This window comes from Bacillus sp. V59.32b, assembly GCF_003429085.1.
GTDB lineage: Bacteria > Bacillota > Bacilli > Bacillales > DSM-1321 > Peribacillus.
The window spans coordinates 1-23,257 of record NZ_QVTC01000039.1 but is presented as its reverse complement, the minus strand read 5'-3'; the positions used below and the strand labels follow the sequence as shown (position 1 = coordinate 23,257).

The 23,257-nt window shown below is 40.0% G+C and carries 23 protein-coding genes, 2 pseudogenes and 1 riboswitch; of the genes and pseudogenes, 5 read left to right on the top strand and 20 right to left on the bottom strand.

The window, feature by feature from the left end; translation table 11 throughout:
* Positions 1 to 29 precede the first annotated feature (29 nt).
* From D0463_RS09670 to D0463_RS09660, 3 genes are all read right to left on the bottom strand, one after another.
* Positions 30 to 2,462 carry a heavy metal translocating P-type ATPase gene (locus D0463_RS09670; protein ID WP_117307202.1) on the bottom strand — a complete coding sequence of 811 codons (2,433 nt, stop codon included), beginning with the start codon at positions 2,460 to 2,462 and terminating at the stop codon, positions 30 to 32.
* A 202-nt stretch (positions 2,463 to 2,664) separates the two neighbouring features.
* Complete coding sequence (copZ, locus tag D0463_RS09665) at positions 2,665 to 2,871, bottom strand: copper chaperone CopZ (protein ID WP_117307201.1); 207 nt, start codon at positions 2,869 to 2,871, stop codon at positions 2,665 to 2,667.
* 14 nt (positions 2,872 to 2,885) lie between these two features.
* Positions 2,886 to 3,230 carry a metal-sensitive transcriptional regulator gene (locus D0463_RS09660; protein ID WP_117307200.1) on the bottom strand — a complete coding sequence of 115 codons (345 nt, stop codon included), beginning with the start codon at positions 3,228 to 3,230 and terminating at the stop codon, positions 2,886 to 2,888.
* Between the two features lie 266 nt (positions 3,231 to 3,496).
* On the opposite strand from D0463_RS09660, the gene D0463_RS09655 reads away from it, so the two are divergent.
* A complete protein-coding gene (locus D0463_RS09655; protein ID WP_160118397.1) occupies positions 3,497 to 3,790 on the top strand; it encodes an ArsR/SmtB family transcription factor in 294 nt (97 codons plus the stop codon).
* Here D0463_RS09655 and D0463_RS09650 read toward each other — a convergent pair.
* The 3 genes from D0463_RS09650 to D0463_RS09640 form a co-directional block, all read right to left on the bottom strand.
* The gene (locus tag D0463_RS09650) at positions 3,787 to 4,707 is read right to left on the bottom strand and encodes a cation diffusion facilitator family transporter (protein WP_117307198.1); all 921 of its coding nucleotides are present in this window, start codon (positions 4,705 to 4,707) and stop codon (positions 3,787 to 3,789) included. The genes D0463_RS09655 and D0463_RS09650 overlap by 4 nt on opposite strands.
* Positions 4,708 to 4,920: 213 nt before the next feature.
* Positions 4,921 to 7,059: a heavy metal translocating P-type ATPase gene (locus D0463_RS09645; protein WP_117307197.1), complete on the bottom strand. Its 2,139-nt coding sequence runs from the start codon at positions 7,057 to 7,059 to the stop codon at positions 4,921 to 4,923.
* Positions 7,052 to 7,420 carry an ArsR/SmtB family transcription factor gene (locus D0463_RS09640; protein ID WP_117307196.1) on the bottom strand — a complete coding sequence of 123 codons (369 nt, stop codon included), beginning with the start codon at positions 7,418 to 7,420 and terminating at the stop codon, positions 7,052 to 7,054. Before D0463_RS09640 ends, D0463_RS09645 begins: the two co-directional genes overlap by 8 nt.
* 326 nt (positions 7,421 to 7,746) lie before the next feature.
* Here D0463_RS09640 and D0463_RS09635 point away from each other — a divergent pair, with 326 nt between their 5' ends.
* The 3 genes from D0463_RS09635 to D0463_RS09625 all read left to right on the top strand — a co-directional run bounded on the left by D0463_RS09635 (position 7,747) and on the right by D0463_RS09625 (position 10,576).
* Positions 7,747 to 8,292, top strand: coding sequence for a copper resistance CopC family protein (locus D0463_RS09635; protein ID WP_117307195.1), 546 nt, complete (start codon positions 7,747 to 7,749; stop codon positions 8,290 to 8,292).
* A gap of 3 nt (positions 8,293 to 8,295) precedes the next feature.
* Positions 8,296 to 9,399 (top strand): copper resistance D family protein, encoded by a 1,104-nt coding sequence (locus D0463_RS09630; RefSeq protein ID WP_117307194.1) that lies wholly within the window; start codon positions 8,296 to 8,298, stop codon positions 9,397 to 9,399.
* A gap of 81 nt (positions 9,400 to 9,480) precedes the next feature.
* Positions 9,481 to 9,585: riboswitch (TPP riboswitch) on the top strand.
* Between the two features lie 94 nt (positions 9,586 to 9,679).
* Positions 9,680 to 10,576: an ABC transporter substrate-binding protein gene (locus D0463_RS09625; protein ID WP_117307193.1), complete on the top strand. Its 897-nt coding sequence runs from the start codon at positions 9,680 to 9,682 to the stop codon at positions 10,574 to 10,576.
* Positions 10,577 to 11,142: 566 nt separating this feature from the next.
* On the opposite strand, the gene D0463_RS09615 is transcribed toward D0463_RS09625, so the two are convergent.
* The 10 genes and pseudogenes from D0463_RS09615 to D0463_RS20400 all read right to left on the bottom strand — a co-directional run.
* Positions 11,143 to 11,469, bottom strand: coding sequence for an MFS transporter (locus D0463_RS09615; protein ID WP_160118394.1), 327 nt, complete (start codon positions 11,467 to 11,469; stop codon positions 11,143 to 11,145).
* Between the two features lie 236 nt (positions 11,470 to 11,705).
* Positions 11,706 to 12,188, bottom strand: coding sequence for a GNAT family N-acetyltransferase (locus tag D0463_RS09605; protein WP_117307191.1), 483 nt, complete (start codon positions 12,186 to 12,188; stop codon positions 11,706 to 11,708).
* 29 nt (positions 12,189 to 12,217) lie between these two features.
* Positions 12,218 to 12,826, bottom strand: coding sequence for a transglutaminase-like domain-containing protein (locus D0463_RS09600; protein WP_117307190.1), 609 nt, complete (start codon positions 12,824 to 12,826; stop codon positions 12,218 to 12,220).
* A gap of 140 nt (positions 12,827 to 12,966) precedes the next feature.
* The gene (locus tag D0463_RS09595; RefSeq protein ID WP_117307189.1) at positions 12,967 to 13,182 is read right to left on the bottom strand and encodes a hypothetical protein; all 216 of its coding nucleotides are present in this window, start codon (positions 13,180 to 13,182) and stop codon (positions 12,967 to 12,969) included.
* A gap of 114 nt (positions 13,183 to 13,296) precedes the next feature.
* Entirely contained in the window at positions 13,297 to 13,824 is a 528-nt protein-coding gene (locus tag D0463_RS09590; RefSeq protein WP_117307188.1) for a GNAT family N-acetyltransferase, read from the bottom strand.
* 353 nt (positions 13,825 to 14,177) lie between these two features.
* Positions 14,178 to 14,828 (bottom strand): HAD family hydrolase, encoded by a 651-nt coding sequence (locus D0463_RS09585; RefSeq protein WP_117307187.1) that lies wholly within the window; start codon positions 14,826 to 14,828, stop codon positions 14,178 to 14,180.
* 52 nt (positions 14,829 to 14,880) lie between these two features.
* Positions 14,881 to 15,546 carry a cyclase family protein gene (locus tag D0463_RS09580; RefSeq protein WP_117307186.1) on the bottom strand — a complete coding sequence of 222 codons (666 nt, stop codon included), beginning with the start codon at positions 15,544 to 15,546 and terminating at the stop codon, positions 14,881 to 14,883.
* A gap of 327 nt (positions 15,547 to 15,873) precedes the next feature.
* Positions 15,874 to 15,999, bottom strand: a complete 126-nt coding sequence (locus D0463_RS20245; RefSeq protein WP_367946580.1) for a hypothetical protein — start codon at positions 15,997 to 15,999, stop codon at positions 15,874 to 15,876.
* 495 nt (positions 16,000 to 16,494) lie between these two features.
* Positions 16,495 to 17,136, bottom strand: a pseudogene (locus D0463_RS20405) (methyl-accepting chemotaxis protein); the annotation flags it as partial.
* 303 nt (positions 17,137 to 17,439) lie between these two features.
* Positions 17,440 to 18,114 (bottom strand): annotated as a pseudogene (locus D0463_RS20400) (cache domain-containing protein); the annotation flags it as partial.
* A 367-nt stretch (positions 18,115 to 18,481) separates the two neighbouring features.
* Between D0463_RS20400 and D0463_RS09565 the strand changes: the two are divergent.
* The gene (locus D0463_RS09565; RefSeq protein WP_117307184.1) at positions 18,482 to 19,603 is read left to right on the top strand and encodes a mandelate racemase/muconate lactonizing enzyme family protein; all 1,122 of its coding nucleotides are present in this window, start codon (positions 18,482 to 18,484) and stop codon (positions 19,601 to 19,603) included.
* Between the two features lie 140 nt (positions 19,604 to 19,743).
* On the opposite strand, the gene D0463_RS09560 is transcribed toward D0463_RS09565, so the two are convergent.
* The 4 genes from D0463_RS09560 to D0463_RS09545 form a co-directional block, all read right to left on the bottom strand.
* Entirely contained in the window at positions 19,744 to 20,181 is a 438-nt protein-coding gene (locus tag D0463_RS09560) for a C40 family peptidase (protein ID WP_117307183.1), read from the bottom strand.
* Between the two features lie 241 nt (positions 20,182 to 20,422).
* A complete protein-coding gene (locus D0463_RS09555) occupies positions 20,423 to 21,001 on the bottom strand; it encodes a 5' nucleotidase, NT5C type (RefSeq protein ID WP_117307182.1) in 579 nt (192 codons plus the stop codon).
* A 1-nt stretch (position 21,002) separates the two neighbouring features.
* Positions 21,003 to 22,103, bottom strand: a complete 1,101-nt coding sequence (gene ribD, locus D0463_RS09550) for a bifunctional diaminohydroxyphosphoribosylaminopyrimidine deaminase/5-amino-6-(5-phosphoribosylamino)uracil reductase RibD (RefSeq protein WP_117307181.1) — start codon at positions 22,101 to 22,103, stop codon at positions 21,003 to 21,005.
* Positions 22,096 to 22,854 carry a GTP cyclohydrolase II gene (locus D0463_RS09545; RefSeq protein ID WP_117307180.1) on the bottom strand — a complete coding sequence of 253 codons (759 nt, stop codon included), beginning with the start codon at positions 22,852 to 22,854 and terminating at the stop codon, positions 22,096 to 22,098. Before D0463_RS09545 ends, ribD begins: the two co-directional genes overlap by 8 nt.
* Between the last annotated feature and the right edge of the window lie 403 nt (positions 22,855 to 23,257).

The following is a 23,257-nucleotide window of genomic DNA, read 5'->3' as shown; positions in this document are numbered from 1 at the left end:
AGCCAGCGCTCCTTCGATCCCGTTTTATGTTAAACTGTTTTTTCATGTAACTTTACCCGCTGCAAACGAAGGGCATTTAAGACAACGGATACTGAGCTGAATGCCATTGCTGCGCCTGCGAGCCATGGAGCAAGGAAGCCTATTGCGGCAACCGGAATACCAAGAGAATTATAGGCCAATGCCCAGAATAAATTTTGTTTGATATTGCGGATTGTCTTTTTACTCATTAAGATGGCATCGGCAATGCTGTTAAGGTCCCCTCTCATGAGTGTGATATCGGCAGCTTCCATGGCCACATCCGTACCGGTTCCGATCGCCATTCCGATATCGGCCATTGCCAGCGCCGGTGCGTCGTTGATTCCATCGCCAACCATCGCTACCCGTTTTCCTTGTTTCTGCAGCTTTTTCACTTCATCCGCTTTTCCTTCTGGAAGAACTTCGGCAATCGCTATGTCAATTCCGACTTCGCCTGCAATTGCCTGGGCAGTACGCTTGTTATCCCCTGTCATCATAATCACTTCAAGCCCTGCATCCTTCAAGCGCTTAATCGCTTCTTTAGAAGTTTCTTTCACCGTATCTGCGACAGCTACGATTCCGATGAAAACTCCATCAACGGCTACAAGCATCGCTGTTTTTCCGTTATCCTCAAGAGCTTCCATCTTACCCGTGGCTGAATCTATGGCGATATCATATTTTTTCATTAGTCTTCTTGTACCGATTAATAATTGACGATTATTAACGGTTGCCTTAATTCCGTGACCTGGAATTGCTTCGAATTCTTGTACATCCGGTAACGTGATATTTTTCTCTTTGATTCCCTGGACAATCGCTTCCGCGAGCGGATGCTCCGATTGTTTTTCAGCGGAACCGACAAGGGAAAGGAAGGTTGATTCATCCATGTTTCCTTCAATCACTACATCAGTTAAAACCGGCTTCCCGTTTGTAACCGTACCTGTTTTATCTAAAATGACCGTTGTAATACGGTGCGTGGCTTCAAGATGTTCCCCGCCTTTAAATAAGACGCCGTATTCTGCTGCCCGGCCGGATCCTGCCATGATGGAAGTCGGTGTTGCAAGCCCGAGCGCACAAGGACAAGCAATGACCAGAACAGCAATTAATTTCTCAAGGGCTTCCGCAAATTCGCCAGGACTCACCCAAAAGAACCAGATTAAGAATGTAACGACTGCAATGCCTACAACGATCGGTACGAATATACCGGAAATTTGGTCCGCTACCCGTTGAATCGGAGCTTTTGAACCTTGAGCTTCTTCTACTACTTTAATGATTTGAGCCAAGGCTGTATCTTTACCAACTTTGGTTGCTTTCACTTTCAAGAATCCATTTTTATTGAGTGTAGCGCCAATGACCGTATCTCCGATTGATTTACTAACCGGAACGCTTTCACCTGTAATCATCGATTCATCCATCGCAGAGCGTCCCTCGACAATTTCGCCATCAACCGGTACGCTTTCACCCGGTTTGACATATACGATATCCCCGACCACTACTTCTTCGAGGGGGATCTCCATTTCATTCCCATCCCGCAACACCATCGCAGTTTTTGCCTGGAGGCCCATTAATTTCTTGATTGCTTCTGAAGAGCGGCCTTTGGCGCGGGCTTCAAATAATTTCCCTAAAATGATTAAGGTAATTAAAATAGCACTTGTTTCGTAATATAGCTCGACCATATGTGCATTTGTGCCTATCGATTCAAACGACTTATATAAACTGTAGAAAAAGGCAGCTGACGTTCCTAGCGCCACTAATACATCCATATTGGCACTTTTATTCCGTAGGGCTTTGTAAGCTCCAACATAAAACTGCTTGCCGATAATAAATTGCACAGGGGCGGCAAGAGCCAGCTGTACCCAAGGATTCATGAACATATCAGGTACATAAAGGAAAGAAGTAAATTCAAAGTGTCCGACCATGGCCCATAATAATGGAAGCGAAAGGATTAATGAGAAAATGAATTTCCCTTTTTGCTTCTCAATTTCCAATGCCCGATAATCGGCGGTTTCTTCACTGTCTTGCTTTAGTTTTGCTTCATAGCCAATACTTTCAACTTTTTTGATCATGTCCTGAATACTTATCTCTGAAGGATTGTACTCCACGGTTCCCGTTTCAAGTGCTAAATTGACCGTTGCATGATTGACACCTTCAAGCTTGTTTAGTCCTTTTTCAATACGGGCTGAACAGGCGGCACAGGTCATGCCTATCAGGTCGAACTCAACCTTTTCTTTGACAACTTCATACCCAAGGTCATTCACTTTTTTCTCAAAGTCTTGAACATTGGTTACATCAGGATTATACGTAACGGACGCCTTTTCCAAGGCTAAATTAACATTGGCATTTTCAACGCCTTCCATTTTACTCAAACCCTTTTCAATCCGGGTCGCACAGGCGGCGCAAGTCATGCCCGAAATAGGCAATTGAACTTCTTTCGATGCATTGCTGCTCATTATTATCACTCCTTTATACGTGAGAAAGGTTAAGACTTTTTTTATCTTCTTTATAGTTTATATACTATACCCCCCTAACGTATATGTCAAACGTTATTTTTCCCACATTTTATCTTTTTATGTAGAAGCAAGCTTTTATTCAATTAGCGATATAAAAACAGAACGTGCTAACTTCTCCAACACGCTCTGTTATGTTCATTCATTATTTCACTTCATATCCTTGATCATCAATTGTTTCTTTAATTTTATCTATAGTAGCAACATTAGCGTTAAATTTAACATCTACTTTGCCATTTTCGAGGTCAACCTTGACATTTTCTACGCCCTCAAGTTTCCCTACGCTTCCCTCAACTGCTTTTACACAATGACCACAAGTCATACCGCTAACATTTAATGTTACATTTTCCATAATTCTTACCCCCGTTATTTTTTCATTAATTTTTGTACGGTTACAAGAACCTCATCAAGAACTTCAAGATCTCCTTCTTGAATTCGTTCCACTACACAATTTTTCATATGGCCTTCCAGCAAAATCTTAGCAACACTGTTTAAGGCTGATTGTGTCGCAGCGATCTGGGTAATCACGTCATCGCAGTATGTGTCTCTTTCAATTAATCCTTTGATACCGCGAATTTGCCCCTCCACGCGATTTAACCGGGTGACCAGGTTTTTCTTTACTTTATCGGAATGGTGACTCTTTCTATCGCTAACTTCTAACGAACTTAAATCTTCTGCCAAAACTTCTTCATTATTCAAATCTAAGGACATCGCTTCGCCTCCTTCATAAATGTATTATATGATACCCCCGTATAGTATGTAAAGATTTTTGCATGAGTATTTTTCCTAACTGTACGAACTGTCATAAAGCCTTCACAATTTAGCTACCAACCTTAATTTACCCATTCATTCTTATTGATAACAAAAAAAATCACGAGCTTTGAGGACCAATGATTTTTTTTCTTTCTTATTATCGCTATAATAAGCCTAGGAGGTTGATGTAAGTGAAAGATGAAAAAGAAAAACAGCCAACTCCCATAGGGGAATTGGACGAAGAAACACTATTTATTGTTTCCCAAACCTTTAAAGCCTTATCGGATCCAACCCGGCTTCGTATTCTGCATTTGTTATTCGATGGGGAATACTCCGTTAATGATATTGCCGAGAAACTTTCTTTACTCCAGTCTACTGTCTCGCACCAGCTGCGTTTCCTGAAAAACTTGCGGCTGGTAAAATTCCGCAGGGAAGGAACTTCTCTTTACTATACCCATGATGATCAACATGTTATGGATATTTTAAAACAAACGATTGAACATGCCCACCATCATTAATTACAGGTGCCGTGCGGGCTTGGGCACCCATTGTCCGCTTGCTCCACCTGAATCGTGCTGTGCTCGATCCCAAAATCATCGTGGAGAATAGACTGCGCACGATTCAACACCTCATCGTGGTTCCCTTCTCCCGCTATCGCCATATGGCAGCTTAGCATCGGAAGCTCCGAGGTGATAGACCAAACGTGGAGGTCATGTACTTCTTTTACAAGCGGTATTTTTTGAAGGGATTCCTTCACCTTTTGAACATCAATTTGGGATGGGGTGCCTTCCATCAATACATTGAATGATTCTTTTGTCACTCTCCAGCCACTAATGATGATTAATATAGATACGATTATACTTGCAATTGGGTCTGCAATCCCCCATCCGAAAAACATCATCAGCAATGCAGCGACAATCGCGCCGACTGAACCAAGCATGTCTCCCATCACATGGAGAAACGCGCTTCTTACATTTAGATTTTCGTCTTTATCACCTTTCATTAAAATGAATGCGGCGATAATATTTACTAACAAACCTATTACAGCAATAATTAACATCCCCGAACTTTGAACTTCCGGTGGATTTGAGAAACGCTGGAACGCTTCATAAAAGATATAAAGTGATATTAGGATCAAGGTAATTCCATTTAAGGATGCTGCAATAATTTCAAATCTTCTGTACCCAAATGTTTTGGAAAGTGATGCTTTCTTCTCTCCCAGCTTTATGGCGAAAAAACTTAAACCTAGTGCAACTGCATCACTAAGCATATGGCCGGCATCCGACAACAGCGCCAGGCTATTTGTAAGTAAACCGCCTATTACTTCAACAACCATAAAGGTCACAATTAAAAGAAAAGACCAAAGCAACGCCTTTTTATTTCCTGAACCATGGCTATGGCTGTGACCGTGTGAATGTCCGTGATGATGTCCCATAGTAGATCACTTCTTTCTATATATGAGTATATGTTCATATATATATTATGTTATATTTTTGGCAATAGTTCAACCTTTATTTTTATTTTTTGTTATAATCCTTTTTCCTTTTAACATGGACATTTAAACAGAATTTTCATCTGGTTATTAAAGTTAAAAAAGCTATCTCATAAAAGACGTTGATCCAACGACTTCTGAGACAGCTCTGGATTGTTATTCTTTTATCTTTAATAGACGCAAGCTGTTAAGGGTTACTAACAATGTAGCTCCCATGTCAGCAAATATGGCTATCCATAAAGTTAACCAGCCTGGAACGACCAATAGCAGGGCAACTACTTTAATGGCTAAAGAGAAAGTGATGTTTTGTTTGATAATCCCTAACGCTTTACGGCTTAATTTAATCGTATATGGCAGTTTGCTTAAATCATCAGACATTAACGCTATATCAGCTGTTTCCAGTGCAGTATCCGTTCCGGCGCCGCCCATCGCAACCCCGACCGTTGAAGCTGCAAGAGCCGGTGCATCGTTCACACCATCCCCGACCATCGCAACACTTTGATGTTTTTTGCGAAGTTCTTTAATAAAAGTTAATTTGTCTTCCGGAAGTAAATCTGCCCTTATGTCAGAAACTCCGACTCCTTTTCCGATCGCTTCAGCTGTTCGTTGGTTATCCCCTGTTAACATGACTGTTTTTTCAATACCGATTTGATGAAGTTTTCGGATGACTTCTATTGAAGATTCTCTCATTTCATCGGCTACAGCAATTATCGCAAGGATTTCTTTTTCTGTCCCTAGCACCATCACTGTTTTCCCTTGCGTTTGCATCATGGAAATCTCTTCTCTTATATCTTGTCTAATCGATGGATGCAACTCGGTAAACAGATTCGGGCTGCCAACATAATACATTTCGCTGTTTACTTTTGCTTTTACACCTTTACCGGTAATGGATTGAAACTCCTCAATGGCTACATCATTAAAATTCAACCCATTTCCCTCAGCCTTTCTCATGATGGCTGAAGCGAGTGGGTGCTGGGAGCCTTTTTCAATTGCGGCGGTAATGGTCAATAATTCATTTTCATTGCCATTATAAGTAACAATATTCGTTACGGCAGGAACTCCCTTTGTCAGTGTTCCTGTTTTATCAAAGGCAATCACTTTTAAGGACCCTGCTTCTTCCAAGTGGACGCCGCCTTTAATTAAGACTCCATTTTTTGCTGCATTGCCAATTGCCGTAACAACGGCAACCGGGGTTGAAACGACTAACGCACAAGGGCAACCCACCACGAGTACTGCCAGCCCCTGATAAACCCATTCACTCCAGTCCCCTCCAAAGAGCAATGGAGGCACAATAGCCAATAACACCGCTAAGATGATAATTCCCGGCGTATAATATTTGGCGAATTTATCGACAAATGCTTGGGAAGGAGCCCGTTCTGCTTGAGCTTCTTCAACCAGATGGATAATCTTCGATAGAGTTGTATCTTCCACTCGTTTTGTTACTTGAACTTCGAGCAGACCTTCTTCATTTAATGTACCGGCAAATATTTCATCATTAACCGTTTTAGCAACCGGTACAGACTCACCTGTAATGGCAGCCTGGTTTAAAGTGGAAGTGCCTTTAACCACGACACCGTCCATCGCTACCTTTTGACCAGGCTTAACGATCATGATGTCTCCTACTTGAATATCATCGACGTGAACCATCATTTCGTCATGACCCCGTCGAATTAACGCTTCTTTTGGAGCAATGTCCATTAACGATTCAATCGATTGTCTCGCTTTATCCATTGAATAACGCTCTAAGGCCTCACTGATGGCAAAGAGGATGACAACAGTTGCCCCTTCTCCCCATTCACCAATCAAAGCCGCACCGATAACCGCTACTGTCATAAGCGTGTTCATATCAAACTTGAAACGGGCTAAATTTTTCAATCCTTTAATAAAGAGTGAGTATCCTCCAACTAGAATGGATGCTGCATATCCAATTGACGGAATGACGTGTACTTCTCCGTATTGCTCACCTAAAAACCAGCTGATGATTAGCAGGATCGCCGAAATATATACTTTAATATTTTCTTTTTGCTTCCAGAATGGTTCACGCTCTACTCGTTGCTCTTTCTCATCCCGGACCTTCAGGTTTTCAAAAGCTCCAGCCTTTTCTAATTCATCAATGGTTGTCTCACCATAAACCGTAAGTTTGGCTGCACCGAAATTAACCTTTGCATCAGAAACACCATCCAGGTGTTTTACGTTCGATTCGAACGTTTGGGCACAGTCAGCTCAGGTAAAGCCTTGGATACGGTAGGTTTTTGCTTCTTGATCAGATATTTTTGCCAGTTGTTGTTCAGACATTAACCTCCACCTCCTGATTATGGGCTAAAGCAATCAGAATTAACTGCTTGATATGCTCATCTTCTAAGGAATAAAACGCTAGTTTGCCTTCTTTTCTGTATTTTACAATTCCTTGTTTGTAAAGCGTTCGAAGATGGTGGGACGCGGTTGCGACAGTAGATCCGATAATATTGGCAATGTCACAAACGCATAATTCCCCATCCTGACATAAGGAATAAGCGATTTTCGCACGATTTTCATCGGCAAATGCTTTAAATAATTGGGCGACTCTAGATATATTTTCCTTTTGCAACTGTCCTTGTATCCGGTTTACTTTTTCTTCGTTATAACAGTAAATTTCACAAGTGTCTTTTTTACTCATATTCTTCACTTCCTTATCATTCAAACATTTGCTTGAATATATTATAATCTTTTTTTCTTTTTTTATTCAAACCATCATAAGAATGTTCTTGAAAAAATAACAGGAGATGACCCAAAAAGTGTGGGTTAGCTCCTTTGTTTGGAACTCTCTGGAACCATATTTTGTGTTTTACATAAATAAATAAAATAAACGGTTAAATGTTTTGTTTCCCGAAAGTATAGAATAGGTTTGTTCGAAATATTGTCACCAATAACTTTAGCAACTCCTTTCAATCACATTGCTAAATTTGCTAGAATTAAAACTGTCACTACGTTTAGGAGGCTTCTATGATTAGAAAAATATTTTTATTTACCTTTATGTTTTTTCTTATTTTTACAAACCATTCCTTCGCTCACACGGGGTTAAAGGATTCTTCACCCAAAAATCAAGAAATCGTTACAGAAGAATTGAAGACCATTACTTTAACGTTCGAAACAAAAATAGAACTTAGCAGTACTTTTGAGCTGGGAAATTCAAACGGTGAACCCATTCCGATTGATGATATTTCTTTAAACGAAAATCAAATGGTTGGAAATTTATCGAGCCCGTTAGATAATGGAAGCTATCAAGTCAATTGGAAGATTATTGGCGCGGATGGTCACCCGATTGAAGGAAAGTTTTCTTTTCAGGTAGATGTTCCAACTGCAGAACCCCCTGCTGAAGAACCAAAAGAACCTGAGCAAGCGACAGAGAATGAAACAACTAAGGAATCTAATTCAGAAGGGATAAATGAACAAAACGAACTGCCTTCCTATGTGATTCCTGCCGCTATCGGTTTATTGATTGCTTTGTTTGTTGGAAGCTTCCTGTGGATCATGAGAAGGGGCAAATAAACCATGTTATTGATTGGAATCATCAGTGAAGTATTGTTATATCTATGCTTCTCATTTATTGTAGGGAGTTTTCTTTTATATATTGTTCCAAGTTCTTATCGACCGGATATTCACATACCTAAGGGAGCAGTCATGTTAGCCGTTGCCGGAATAGCTTTCTTCTCATTTATTCCGGTGCTACAGTTGGTTTTACACTTATATCAAGACATCGGACTATCTCAAACCCTTCAGTCTGTGCTGTTCACCTTTGAAGTAGGAAAGGGTTGGATTTTTACTTATATTCTTTCAAATCTTTTATTTATATTTGTTGTATGGTTTGATTACAGAAAGAAACCTATGTATTCGTATATCGGGATCGCGTTTGTCTTGTGTTTAATCTTTTCATTAGCTTGGTCGGGTCATGCCAGCTCCCTGGTTCAGTGGCCAGGTTTTTTCGCTCACACCTTTCATTTTATCGCTGTCACTTTTTGGGTTGGCATTTTACTTGTGGTGAGTTGGTTCTCGAAAAACCATGCTAACTGGCTGAATTTCCTGAAATGGTTTACACCTGTAGCTATCGTTTGTTTTGTAATTACCATTGTAACCGGACTGGTTTTAATGACATTTGTAGTGGATTTTAAAGACTATACGAATGCATGGCTACTGTCATATGGACAATCTCTATTGATCAAGCATTTACTAATCATCCCGTTGCTGGTCTATGCCGTGATCAACAGCCTACTCATTAGAAAGAGGCTAAAAAAGGATATAGAATTTAATCCAAAGCCTTGGACGAAAGCGGAAAGCATCGTGATTTTACTCATCTTTTCAGCCACGGCTGCATTAGGTCAACAATCACCACCCCACGACTTACTGTCCACGCTACGAAGCGAGGGACCTTCGAAGCTATTTACTATGTTATATCAAGGGCCATTTCAACCCGGCATGTCCGTCCAGCTTGCTTTGAATGCAATGAGTACCACGTTGCTTATATTAGCTCTGCTATTTATAGCTTTAACTGTTTTTTCTTATATTAAGAAAGCGCCTGCGATCTTTTCATTCTTAATGAGTGTCCTATTTGTGTGTTCAAGTTATTTATCACTGATTTTGAGTATTAAAATCGGGTAGAAGTGCTCCCGGTTCTTATTAATTAATTGCTTGTTGAATAGATTGAATGTTATTCTATTCAAAACAGTATAAAAATTATGTGTCATTCACTAGGGGCGCTTTTATGAAGCTGAGAGAAGAAGTCATTCTTCAACCCTTGAACCTGATTTGGTTAATACCAGCGTAGGAAAGTGAACTGGACTACTTTATGCAATCTTGTTATGTTGTCATAAATGCAGATCCCTCTCCTATGAGTGGATCTGCATTTTTTATTTTCATCATACGATTAGGAGGAAGTTTTATGGAAAAAATTTCAGTAGGACTTGAATGGTTTATGAATCCTGACCATATTCCGATGATGATCGGGGTTACTAAGGGATGGTTTAAGGAGGAAGGCTTGGAAATCAACATGATTGAACCGAAAGAACATTTTGATGCAATCGATGAGATTAAAGCTGGCAATATGGATATCGCGATTACGGAACCTATCCATCTAGTAGAAGATAGGGCAAATGATCATTCCATCGTCGGCTTCAGCCGATTTTTACATACGGATGGCGGCGTCATGTATATCAAGGAAAAAGGCATCAATCGCCCTATTGATCTGATTGGTAAAAGGATTCAATATCCGGGTGCTCCTGGCCTTGGAGGGCTTTCGATTGTCAAGACAATGGTCGAAGCAGATGGAGGCAGATGCGGTTTGGAAGACTTTCAGCCTATTAATAACGGTTTTTATCATACAGATGCTCTGGAACAAGACAAAGCCGATGCCGCAACACTGGTTTTCAGGAATTTTGAAATCATTGAGGCCAAACATAAAGGGCTGGATGCAGATTTTTTCTCGCTTAAAGATTGGGGGGTGCCGGATTTTTGCCAATTAATTTTTATTACTTCCCCTGAGATACTTAACAGGCGCCAAAGTGCTATCGAAACGTTCATAAAAGTGATTCGAAGATCGATCGATTTTATTTATGAAAATCCAGAAGAAACGAAAAAGATTTTTCTCGATTTTACCGATTCTGACAGAAATGATTCATTAACCGCAGAAATAACCGCCGCCACCATTCCTTGTTTCACCTTTGATTTTTCAATGACAGCTGAATATTATGACCGCCTGCAAAACTGGATGAAAGAATCCGGAAAGATAGACCGAACAATAGACCCGCAGGAATACTGGACGAATCGTTTTTGTTTTTAAGTATGACTTCTTTATATATAGAGATATCTAAAGAGAAGGACCTTCGTAAAAATACGAAGGTCTTTCGTCTAACTCAAATTGCCTCCCCACAAACTATGCAAAAATATCATATAAAGCGTCAGGATTGCAGAAATGATTAGAAAGAGAATCAGCAGATACCTGAATGTCTTCACTTTCTTAAGAGTTATAATCAATATGATAACTTCTAAGAATGACGTAAAAAACGTAGAAAAAACTGTTTACAGTAAAAGGGCCTAAAAACAAACAAAGGACGAAAAATTTGAACAAGAAAAGCCAAAATTGAACTGGAAATCCATCTTAATGGCGTTTTAATTTTAACCATACTAACATAATTGAACTAATAATCAATAAAGCGAGGAGCCATTCATATATGTAAAACAAAGATTCATAAGATACTGCAAATAGATATCCCACAATAGAAAGCGGTATAATGGCAATTAGTAAAAGCACATTTATTTTTATATATTTTGTTTCCACATCCATCTCTCCAAACTCTACATAGTTTGTATGTTTGTATGTTTGTAACTTGGCTTTTTGTACTCACTTTACTTGGCCGTAATTAATTTATTGGCTTGTTGCATTTCGCCATCTTTACTCCTTCGCTTCTCCAACCCAGGAATTATGGCGGCATAAATCAAGGTGCCAGCTAGCCCTATAGCGGTAATTAGAATAGCCATGGTTAGAGAAGATAAAAACGAACCCAGAGTAACAGTGAACGAAGCGATTACCATCGAAAGATTATATTCAAGCCCGTGAACAGCCATATACGAGCTTTGGGCATGATCGGGCGGAATCGAAGCCATATAAGATTGTTCAACAGGCACCCGGAACACTTCGCCTATTGTCAACAAAATCATAAAGGCAAATAGCATCCATTACTTCGTTCTTGCAGAACACATTGGTTGCGATACCGCGTCCCGAGATAAATTCGCCGTTGTATAACCTTCATAATGATATGCATATATATACAAGTTGCAGAATTGTCATCAACGGTTATATTTTTTCTGCGTTTCTAAAATTGTGAGTGTTCGTTGCCTCTATGTATTGCACTAACTCGTCCCTATAACTCATTTCTACGGCCTCCTTTTTTAACCAATGGATAAAACGCTTACTTTAATCCGTGACCCTTGAACACAGCATCCCAATCCAAGGGTCTGGCCATTCTTTTTTCAATGTCAGTTATCGGTTTAAAACCATATTGCGCGTATAAAGAATGAGCGTCTTTTGTCGCTAGCGAGAAGCTAGTTCCTTTTAATTTAGGGTTTTCAGTAATGACATTCAACAACCATTTACTAAGTCCGCGACCTCTATATTCCGGGAGAACAAATACGTCCGCCAGATAAGCAAACCGGACAAGATCAGAGACCACACGTGCAAAGCCGACTTGCCTGGCATCGCCATTTTCAGGATTTCCTTCATAGATTCCATAACAAATCGTGGAATTCTCAATCGAGGAGGCTACCAATTCCTTCGTTATCCCTTTTGCCCAATAGGACTCCTCATTAAGAAACCGGTAAATGACTTCCGTATCAAGATCGCTTTTATTGGTGCTTATCGTATACCCATCCTTTGTCCACGATAATTGTTCCATCATGTCTTCCCCCTTCTAAGTTCCATTAGCTATAAATAATCCGGCAAAAAAGATTTATACATCTCCAAAGCATCTCTATGGGTTTCTAGTGTAGTAATCGTTTGAGGATTTGGTTTCGTATAAATCAACGGGTAATCTTTTTCATCGAACTTTTCCTGGACATTGAATGCCAATATTTCTTCGTCTATAGTAAATTCTGCTTGCACGCCTGGTTTATTTCCACGGGCATCGATGCGGATCCATCGATTCAATGATTCAATGAAACAGGCATTAAGGGCATGGATACAATAACCCTTCTCGGGTGTATCAAATATCATCAGCCTTTGATAGCAAAAACCTGTCGGGATACCTGCCGACCGTAATAACGCCGCTAACAAATTGGATTTCGCATAGCAAATTCCTTCCCGATATTGAAGAACCTCTGAAGCTTTACAAGTCACTCTCTTGCTCTGGATATCCCACGAATGAGAAATATCATCCCGGACAAATTCAAAAGCTGCTTTAGCTTTTTCAATGTCTGATTGCCCATCATGAAACAATTCTTGAACCATTTCTTTAATTAAAGGATGGGAATAGTTAACCACATCTGATTCTTCCAAATAGTCTTTTGGATTAGCGGACTCGGTCTTCATTTCCATTTACACTTTCACGCCCCTTTCTGCAGTTTATAAATCACGCAAGATCCCGGCAGATAACTAAAAAAGAAAAAGCGATACTCATATTGAATATCGTTCACGAACGGTTTCATTACTCTATGTATCTTGCTAATACCTGAATCTCAAATAATCATCATGACAGAGAACGGCATTGTAATGATTAAAATACCGAATGTGATGACGGACCACCCAACTCGCTTCGCATATTTATCTTTATTACCGTAGAAATTACTTTCACTATAACCAATAATTAAAAACAATATTTTTCTAAACTCAATCAGGCAGCCAAAAATAATTATGGCTATTCCCGCAGCGATTGTCCCCAATGTGCTAGCCATATTAACACTCCCCGTTAAACTTCCCTTTCCTATATTTCACCATAATTATTTTTCCACTGTAACCCTAACTGGATCATATAAAAAATAAACCGAGTACCCTGTTGCCTTTTGTTCCTAAATTTCTATCCAATACCGCTTCAAAACATTTCCGTTTTCCTCTACATAGTCCTTACCAGGTATCCCGCCGTTTTTCACTATCGCCTTTTCCGATCCAGTATTCCCTTGATCGCAAACGACGAGAGCCTTGTCTATGCCTAGTTCCTTGGCTTTTTGTAAACATAAAGACAATATTTCGGTTGCATAGCCCTTCCTTCTCTCTGATGGTCTTATGCCGTATCCGATGTGCCCGCCGGTATCTAATAATCTCTCTGTTAACCGATGGCGAATATTCACAACACCAATAACCTTTTTAGAATGATCTATCAACCATAAAGTAGAATTTTCAAAGATCCAGTTTCCCGGCAGATTCTCACCTTTTTCATAATCCTGTAACCGATTAACCATGGCCTGAAAATCAGAAGGGTCTTCACCGATTACCCATGGTACCATAACCTTTCCGCTATCTTTCCATTCTTGATAAAAGGAGAGGTATTCGGATTTTAATTCTATAGTCGGTTTTATTAGATATACTTTTTGTTCCATAGTTCTATCCCACCCCCATGCCATAATTAAGCTGATATTTCTCTATCACTACACTTCAAAATTGTTGTCTAGCTGTCTTATAATTATCCTCTTATTCTTAAGCCTTATTAATCTCTTTTTTAATCCCTCTCACTATTAAAGAAACCGTGAATAACAGTAAGAGCCCGCCAAAAACCCATATTCCGTATTTTTCATCAGGAACATACTTATCAAATAAATCATTTAAAAATAGCTTTCCTAAATCATTAATGAAAAGATGATAACTTCAGTGATATGCATATTTTTGTCCTGCCTTTACTTCCTGATTCTTATGGTATGGAATTTCAGGTGAAAATCATTAGTTAGAAATGACGCTATAGACCTTTCTGAATGCCCGCCAGCTGGAAGCTTGAAAATGAATCAAACACCTTAACCTCGTGGCCAAAAGCAAGGAGAGAAGTGACTTCGTTTGGAACCACAATACAATGCATCCCCGCTCTTATCGCTGCAAGAGATCCGTTGACTGAATCTTCAATGGCAAGGCTTTCCCCAGGAACCGCATGTAAGTCTTCCATTGCCTTTACGTACAAAGCGGGATCGGGTTTTACCATCTTTACATCTTCTTTTGTTTTAATCGTTTGGAAATGTTTCAGCAACCCGAATTTTTCAAGAAAGCCTTCGACCCATTCCCGGCCAGAGCTTGAGGCAACGCCCAGCTTAATCCCCAAATTCATAGCCTCTTTTATTTTTTCTTCGATCCCTTCGCGTAAAATGAGGGTTTCTTGTAACTCCGAAAACCTTAAGCCTGTCAGTTCTGTTATAAGTTCTTGATCTGCCGGTTTCCCCATCTGTTTGCTTATGTATTCAAAAAGGAGCTCGTCGGTCGTGCCGATCACGTTCGCAAATTGTTCAAGCGGAAGTTCCAGTTCAAACTTCTCCATCAGGACGTCACAAAATACTTTATACCATAACGACTCGGTATCAATAATGGTGCCATCAAAGTCAAAAATCATTGCCTTAATCATTTTTTATTTCTCCCTAAATTTCTGATTATATCCTGCAAATGAGCCATCTAAGTTATTCTTTTAACTCTGCAAATGCCCGGACAGGAAAAGTACCTGCTCCTTTGATTTTTGGAGGGACAGCATAAAACAGGAAGTTATTGCTTGATATTTCCCTTAAATTACATAAATGTTCTACAATAGGAATCTCTTCTTTTAATAGAATCGAATGGACAGGCCTGGCTTTACCTGACGTATCATCAATATTTACTGAATCGATCCCGACTAAGGCTGCTTTGGTTTTCACTAAATATTTGGCTGCCCCTTCAGTTAAAAAAGGGTGATCTTCGAAATACTGATCTGTTTGCCAGTTTTTATCCCAGCCAGTATTCACCAAAACCGCTTTCCCTTTAATCTCAAGACCGAAAAACCACTTTTCATCATTGGCTTTGGTATTTTCATCAATCGTTACAACAACACCTTCCATGCCCGCAAATTTATCGACAGGCGTTTCCGATAAGTCTTTACCATTGGCGTAACGATGGAAAGGAACATCTACATATGTACCTGTATTGGTTACCATATCAATCTTGCCGATTTGAAATTCTGTCCCGCTTTCGTAATGATTCCGCGATTCTTTTCTGCTCAAATAGTCACAGATAATTGGAGCAGGCAGCCCTTTATATGTGATCAGCCCATCCTCAATCGTATGGCTCAAATCAATATGTTTATTGGTTTTCATCCGCTCATACCCCCTCCATAAGATTTTCTGGGAATTATAAGTAGGTTACCATAATTTAATATGGAAACAATAGGTTATTATTGTTTAAGTTTAAAAATTAAGATGCCAAGTATCATGATTCCTATTCCACAGGCTTTATTGAAATGCCTATAGCTGGTACCCAGCAAATCAGCAACTTCAGTTAGATTGAATGTTTTCATGTCCTCAGAAAATAGTAAATGGCTTTTTTCACCCATTACAGCTAAAAGATAACTGGCAAGCCTGTTTTCAACCGGATAAAGAAGATTTACACTTGTAAAACTGGAAAATGAATATAATTATTATGGCTCAGTTTTTGAACAATGAATTGCAAGAATGCAGGATTATCATAATACGATTTGGATAACTTCTCAAAACTTTTCCGTTTGGAAGCGTTGTATAGATTTTTAATTTCCCGTCCACAAGGAAATACATATTCTCCAATTTATCTCCATTCGAACATAAAAGCTCGCCTTTATTTAATTGATATAACTTCATTTCTTTTTGTATGTCTTTATCAAACAGTCTGTCTTATTCATGAGCTTGCATATGAAAGTGTAACAAGCCTTGATTAAAGATTTCTTTCATAAATGACCTCCCTATAAAATGAATTGAAGCGATCTTGTCTTTATTAAAGAGCATTTCCGGGAACAAAAAAAGGACATATGTCCCTTTTTTCCGTTCGCTGTTTAAATATTGTTGTTAATTTATTATTAATAACGATTATGGCAGACGTTTTCTTTGAAACTGGGTTATTTGAAACAAGGAAGCCTGAACGGTTGAGAGCATAATGCTTAAGCAGCAAAATCGGTTCAAGAAAACTAAAAGCGGCTGACTTCAAAGGCTACAATCTTACATCTTTGGAGTCAGCCGCTTTTTTTATTTTTGTAACTAGCCAGTCAATACGACTTAATCATTTCTGAAGCCGTATTATTTAATACTGAATTCACCCATCATTTCTTGCAGGTGCATCGCTCTTTCTGATAAGGCATTGGCGGCGGATGTAATCTCTTCCATTGAAGCCAGTTGTTCTTCCGCTGATGCTGCCACTGTTTGGGAATGCATCGAGGTTTCATGGGAAACGGTAGAGATACTTGCAACAGAGGCAGCTACCTCCTGGGCGCTGGCGGATACTTGTTCCGAAGCTGCTGCCATTTCATCTACCCTAGTACCCATTATTTCTGTTGATGCAAGGATTTCCTTAAAGCTCACTTGAGTTTTCTCGACGATGTTCAATCCGTCTTGAACTTCCGACTTCACCTGCTCCATTGAGCTGTTTGACCGTTCCATATCAACCTGAATGCCTTTGATAAGTTCAGAGATTTGAGAGGAAGATGCCTGGGAAAGCTCTGCCAGCTTACGGACTTCATCTGCAACTACAGCGAACCCCTTACCATGTTCTCCTGCACGCGCAGCTTCGATGGCCGCATTTAAAGCCAATAAATTTATTTGGTCGGCGATATCTGTAATCACGTTTGTGATTTTACCAATCTCCTGTGACCGCTTATCCAATAAAGTGATGACTTCACCGCTTGTATTAACTGCTTTATCGATAGCGTTAATTTGTTCCACGGTTTTACTGACATAGACCTCTCCGGCTTTCGCTTGCTCTGTTGTCTGCAAGCCAATTTCAGCGATGGATGAGGAATTTTCCGCTATTCCCTGAATCCCCTTTGTGATCTCTTCCATTGTCTTTGCGCTTTCTTCCACATTTTCCGTTTGGCTTTCGGCGCCATTTGCTACCTGCTGTATTGCTTCAGTGATTTGCTCCGTTGCCTTGCTTGTTTGCTCTGCACCTGCGGTCAGTTGCTCTGCGGATGCTGCAACCTGCTCAGTCGTTTCTGTGACTTCCACAATCATTCTTTTGAGGCTTTCTCTCATATCATTGTAGCTGTTTGAAAGGTCTGAAAGTTCATCACCGGCCTGATCTGTAATTTCCACTGTAAAATTCCCATTCCCGGCATTTCCTAGAGCTTCTGATAGTGTTGTTAATCGTTTTCTTAATCGTCTCGTGAACCATATAGTTATTATTACGGCAGCAACAATCACAACTGCAAGAACTATTATAAACGATTTAAGAAAACCGGCTATTGTGCTATCTATAATCTTCTGTGATGCCCCTACATAAAAAATCCCGATAATTTCTCCATCAGCGTCTTTCAAGGGCATGTAGGCCGTTTGATATCCATTACCGGCAACCTCTGCTTCCCCATAGAATTTTTCACCTTTGGTGAGCACTTGTTCGGCAACTTCCGGGGAAACTTGTGTTCCAACAGCCCGCTCGCCATCGATCATAACATTTGTGGCGATTCTAGTATCCCCTTGAAATATCGTTACTGTATCGCCCGTTTGTTCTCCGATCAAATCAACAAATTCGAAATTATCATTGAATACGGTGGAACCTTTAGACAGCTTTCCATCTTTAACGCTCCAAGCCCCAGGGTGTTCAGAGTTTAAATACTCGTAAGCGACACTTAAATCACCCTTTGCTTTTTCGACTGCGAATTCCTTAATTCCGGCAGTAACTTGCTGAACGACCACGATTCCCATAACAATGGATAAGGATAGCAAAATCCCTAATACAATAAAATTAATTTTCGTGCCTAATTTAAGTTTTAACTTTTTCTTTCTCATTTCCCCGGCCCCTTTGTTTTGAATTGCTCTGGATTGCATATCCTGAAGTATCTGTAATTTTCCATATCCCCCTGACTACTGAACTATTACAGGCAACATAAGAAATCTAAATTCCTCGTTTACTTCATATTATCTTTATCGGAAAATATCTGAATTCCATAAGCTTTTAGTGGGTATTTTAATGCACTTTTTTGAGAGAATTATAAAAAATAATATCAATCATGAAATAAATCTAACGGAGGAAGGACACTATAATGTAAAACATGTCTAATGGGGGCAGAAAATGCAAATTGAAAGGATAGAAACTTTCCCTTTACTTCATAAAATTTCTAAACCTTATGGTGATGCAAATGGTTATAAAAAATATAGATCGTGTTATTTAATACGTATCATAACGACAAGTGGATTAGATGGTTGGGGAGAATGTGTTGATTGGCTACCTACGATTCATATGGGATTTAATGAAAGAATTATTCCTTTCCTTATCGGAAAACAAGCATCGGATCGGCTAGCATTAGTGGAAACGATCAAAAAATGGCACGGGCGGGCAGCAGCAGCGGTAAGCATGGCATTAACAGAAATCATCGCCAAGTCCGCAAATATTTCAATATGTGACCTATGGGGAGGGACATTCCAAAAAAGCATCCCCGTATATGCGTCCTTTCAATCATATAGTGAAAGCAACGATTGGATACGTGAATCTATTGATTTTGTTGAAGACACAATAATGAAAGGTTATAGCAAAATAAAAATAAAGATTGGAGGAAAAAAATTCGCAGAAGACTTAGCCCATGTTAAACTGATTCAAAAATTGGATGCCGAAAAAATGCAGCTGATTCTGGATGCCAATCAAAGCTACGATATGGCAACAGCCCGTTTGTGGAATCGTTACTTTTCAAATTGGTCAAATGTACTCTGGTTTGAAGAACCGCTTCCGGTAGATAACCCGGTGGAATATCAGATTCTGCGTTCAAGCCTTTCTGTCCCAATTGCAGGAGGGGAAAATATTATAAGTGCTAAAAAATTTTTACCGCTGCTCCGTCAAAATGCACTCGATATCATTCAGCCTGATATTATGCATGTAGGTGGAATTGATCAATTCCGGGAGACCTTGCAACTTGCCCGTCATTTTGGCATACGGGTGTCCCCTCATAGTTACGATGGAGTACTATCCAGATTATATTCTTTGTTTGGCCAGGCCAGCTTGCCGCCCTGGAGTAAAATGGAAGGGGAAGACATTGAACCAGTGGAGTGGGATGTAATGGAAAATCCTTTTTCCGGCCTCATTTCAATAAAACCATCTAATGGACGAGTGGATATTCCTAACGGAGCAGGCATCGGTGCAGAATTAGATTTGGATTTAATTAAGGGGTATCTTTGGGACGGGTCTTCTTATCAAAGTTAATACAAAATTGCACTTTTATATGGAACAATAGATGAAAAATTCATCTCTCCTTTTAAAGTCTATTTTCTCATATTTCCGGATGGTCCTATGTAAGTTTTCCGGTATAAAAAAAAAGAGAACCCTAACGGTTCTCTTACCTATTATATGCGCTTTGCGCCAATGTATTTTGGTTTCCAGTATGTGTTGCTTGTCTTTGCGATAGACACGCCTTTTGATGAAGCAGCGTGGATCATGTTCCCGCTTCCCATATAGATAGAGACGTGAGTCGGTCTTGAAGCTTTGTTTGGTGCGTAGAACATTAGGTCGCCGACTGCCAGCTTGCTTACTCGTGTACCTTTTTTGTACATTTCGGCTGCCGTACGAGGCAATGTTTTTCCTGCCTTGCCGTATGAATATTTCACAAGTCCTGAGCAATCAAATCCTTTTGGTGTAATGCCGCCCCATTTATACTTAACTCCTAAATTGCTCTTGGCAGTTGAGATAGCTTTTGTGTGGTGTGGTGCAGCTTCTCCAATTGACGGTGCAACAGTTCCAACGATGGCTGCAATTGATAGAGCAGCGATAAATTTCTTAAGCATTTAGTTTACCCCCGGTTGTGATTTGCTAAACATAATATAAACGATTAACCATAACATTCGCATCACAGGGATATTACAATTCTATTACAAAATAAAATAGACCGGTAATTTAATAGAACAGCTATGTTATCTATTAGAATAAATGCAATCTAGTGAAGGAACCAAAATCTAAGTTAATTTTTCTTAGCTACGGTTCAAAACAAAAAAACATTACTCCAAATTTGGAGTAATGCCCTACTATTCATTCCGGTTTAATCGTTTGCTTGATGATCTCATTCATTTCAGCCCAGTCTGTAATCCGAGGCAAATTGACATGCTGATTGTAGGATTGATTTTTTACATATAATCGTAACGAAGCCTTCGTTAACGTTTCGAGGACTGAAGGCTTATCATCAAAGTAAAAATCCAGCCCCAACTCCTGAATGATTTTCACCTTGTCCTCATCTTTCATGCCCCAGTAGAATCTGCCTTCTTGAACCGGAAAGCCCTGTTCCATTAACCACTTCTTCGTCCGTTCTCCATGTTCTTTCGGTCGCGCTGTAATATAATAAATTTCATGCCCTTGCTCATCTAATGCGCTCAGCGTCTCAACCGCTTCTGGATAAGGAGGACAGGAGGTATAGTAAATATCCTCCAAAGAATTGTTCCACATATGCTTGCCTTGTTCCGCCGTTAAGCCAAATGCTTCATGAATTTCAACGGTCCTTAATGCTTGGAATACATCGATGGCCACATTCTGATTCAATTTTTTATTGTATATATGAAAGGCATGTTCGCGTAAATTGATTAACGTATCATCAATATCAAAACCAAATTTCATATCAAGATTCCTCTTTGTAAATTGGATAGCCTGTAAACTTAAAGTCTTTGCCCAGATTCGTAACGGACACATCGGATATTTCGATCGCATCTCCCATCTGATCGATACCTGCCCCTTCTAAAAAAGTAGGCGCAGCAGAACCGCCAATCAATTTTGGAGCAATATAGATTGTCACTTTATCCACTAATTTGTTTTCGACAAATGAAGCGTTGATCGTTCCACCGCCCTCAATTAATAAAGAAGATACGAGCTGTTTGCCGAGGATTTCCAAAACCTCTGATGGATTGACCCGGGATGGATTTTTTGTTACGAAAACTTTGACACCTAGCTCTTCCAGTTTCTTTTTCTTTTCTGGTTGATGCGATTCACTTGTAAACACCCAGGTTTCTGCCTGCTTATCGGTTACCACTCTCGATTCGAGAGGGACTTTTAAAGTCGAATCCAAAATGACGCGTATCGGATTCCGTCCATTCGGGATTCTTGTCGTTAACTCCGGGTTATCTTGAATCACTGTATGAATCCCGACCAGTATCGCCATATTTTCGTTTCTTAATTGATGGACATCATGACGGGCATCCGCGGAGGTGATCCACTTGCTGCTATTTGAAGCCGTGGCGATCTTCCCGTCCAATGTAATGCCGGATTTCAATGTCACGAAAGGAGTTTGGCGGACAATGAATTTATTGAATACTTCATTCATTTTCCGTGATTCTGCTTCACAAATTCCAACGACAACCTCGATGCCCTCATCCTGAAGGATTTTGACACCTCTGCCGGAAACAAGCGGGTTCGGATCCAGCGTGGCAATGACCACTGTCTTAATACCGGCCTCAACAATTGCGACTGCACATGGCCCGGTCCGTCCATGATGGGAACAAGGTTCGAGCGTGACGTAAATGGTTCCGCCCTTTGCTTTGTCTCCGGCCATCCGAATCGCATGGATTTCCGCATGCGGTTCTCCAGCTTTTAGATGTGCGCCGATTCCGACAACCCTATTGTCATTGACTATCACCGAGCCGACCAATGGATTCGGGTCTGTTTGCCCTTTCATCGCTTTTGCATTTCTCAAGGCCAATTCCATGTAAAATTCATGGTTAGTCATTTGAACTCGTTCCCTTGTCTTCGATATGACCGGACCGCTTTACTTTTGTCTGCAAATATTTCTCGTTGAATTCCGAAATATCCCCCCATAAAGGCGTCCTGCCTGATACATGCATGCCAGAGCTTTGCAGGGCATCCATTTTTTTAGGATTATTCGTAATGAGCGTTACGGGCTTGGTACGCAGTGCTTTCAATACTTCGATTGCATCACTGTAATTTCGGGAATCATCGACAAAACCAAGACTCTCGTTCGCTTCAACGGTATCAAGTCCATTTTCTTGCAAAACATACGCCATTGCCTTACTAAACAGACCGATGCCTCTTCCTTCATGGTTGGCTAAATAAAATAATGCTCCTGTTCCATGTTCGACGATCATTTTCATCGATTGTTTAAGCTGGAAACCGCAATCGCATCGTTTGCTTCCAAAAATATCGCCCGTATGACAAATGGAATGCATACGGATTAATGCCTCTTCACCGTATTCAAAATCCCCGTATACCAGAACACTGGATTGCTGGTATTCGGCCAGGTTTTCAGAGGAAAGCTTCTCGATGATCCGCTCATAATCCTCCGTCACCTCGTCACAATTCAACCAGCAATACCACTTGAATGTAACGGTTTCTCCATCTAAATTAACAGGCAATCTGATGGGGCCGACTAAATATATCGCCCCTGAATCTCTTTTGATTAACTGAATTTTATCCTCTAAAATTGAAATGATTTCTTGATTAATTTTTGCTGTTTTATTCATGCTTATATTCACCTTTTTATCGTTTATTTTGCGACTCAGAATGTTATTTATTCAATGATAGCCGTTAACCGTTTTTTAGAAATCTTACTTTAATTATTTTATTAAAATCCCTTTCCATTTGCTATAGAACTATTTAAACCCTTACTTAACATATTCTATTCTACAACAAAAATTGATCTATAGACATGGACCGAGAATTACTTTTCGAAAACAACTGCATGTATGTTGATGCTTTTTTAAGTTGGCTCTGTTAAATTCCATTGTTGATTTTCAAATGGTCATGGAATCTACTCGCTTTTCCGCGGACGAACTGGCAAGCCTCCTCACTCGTACCTCGCTGCGGGGTCTTGCCAGCCCGTTTTTCCGCAGGAGTCTCGCAGATTCCCTTCCCAAAAACAACATT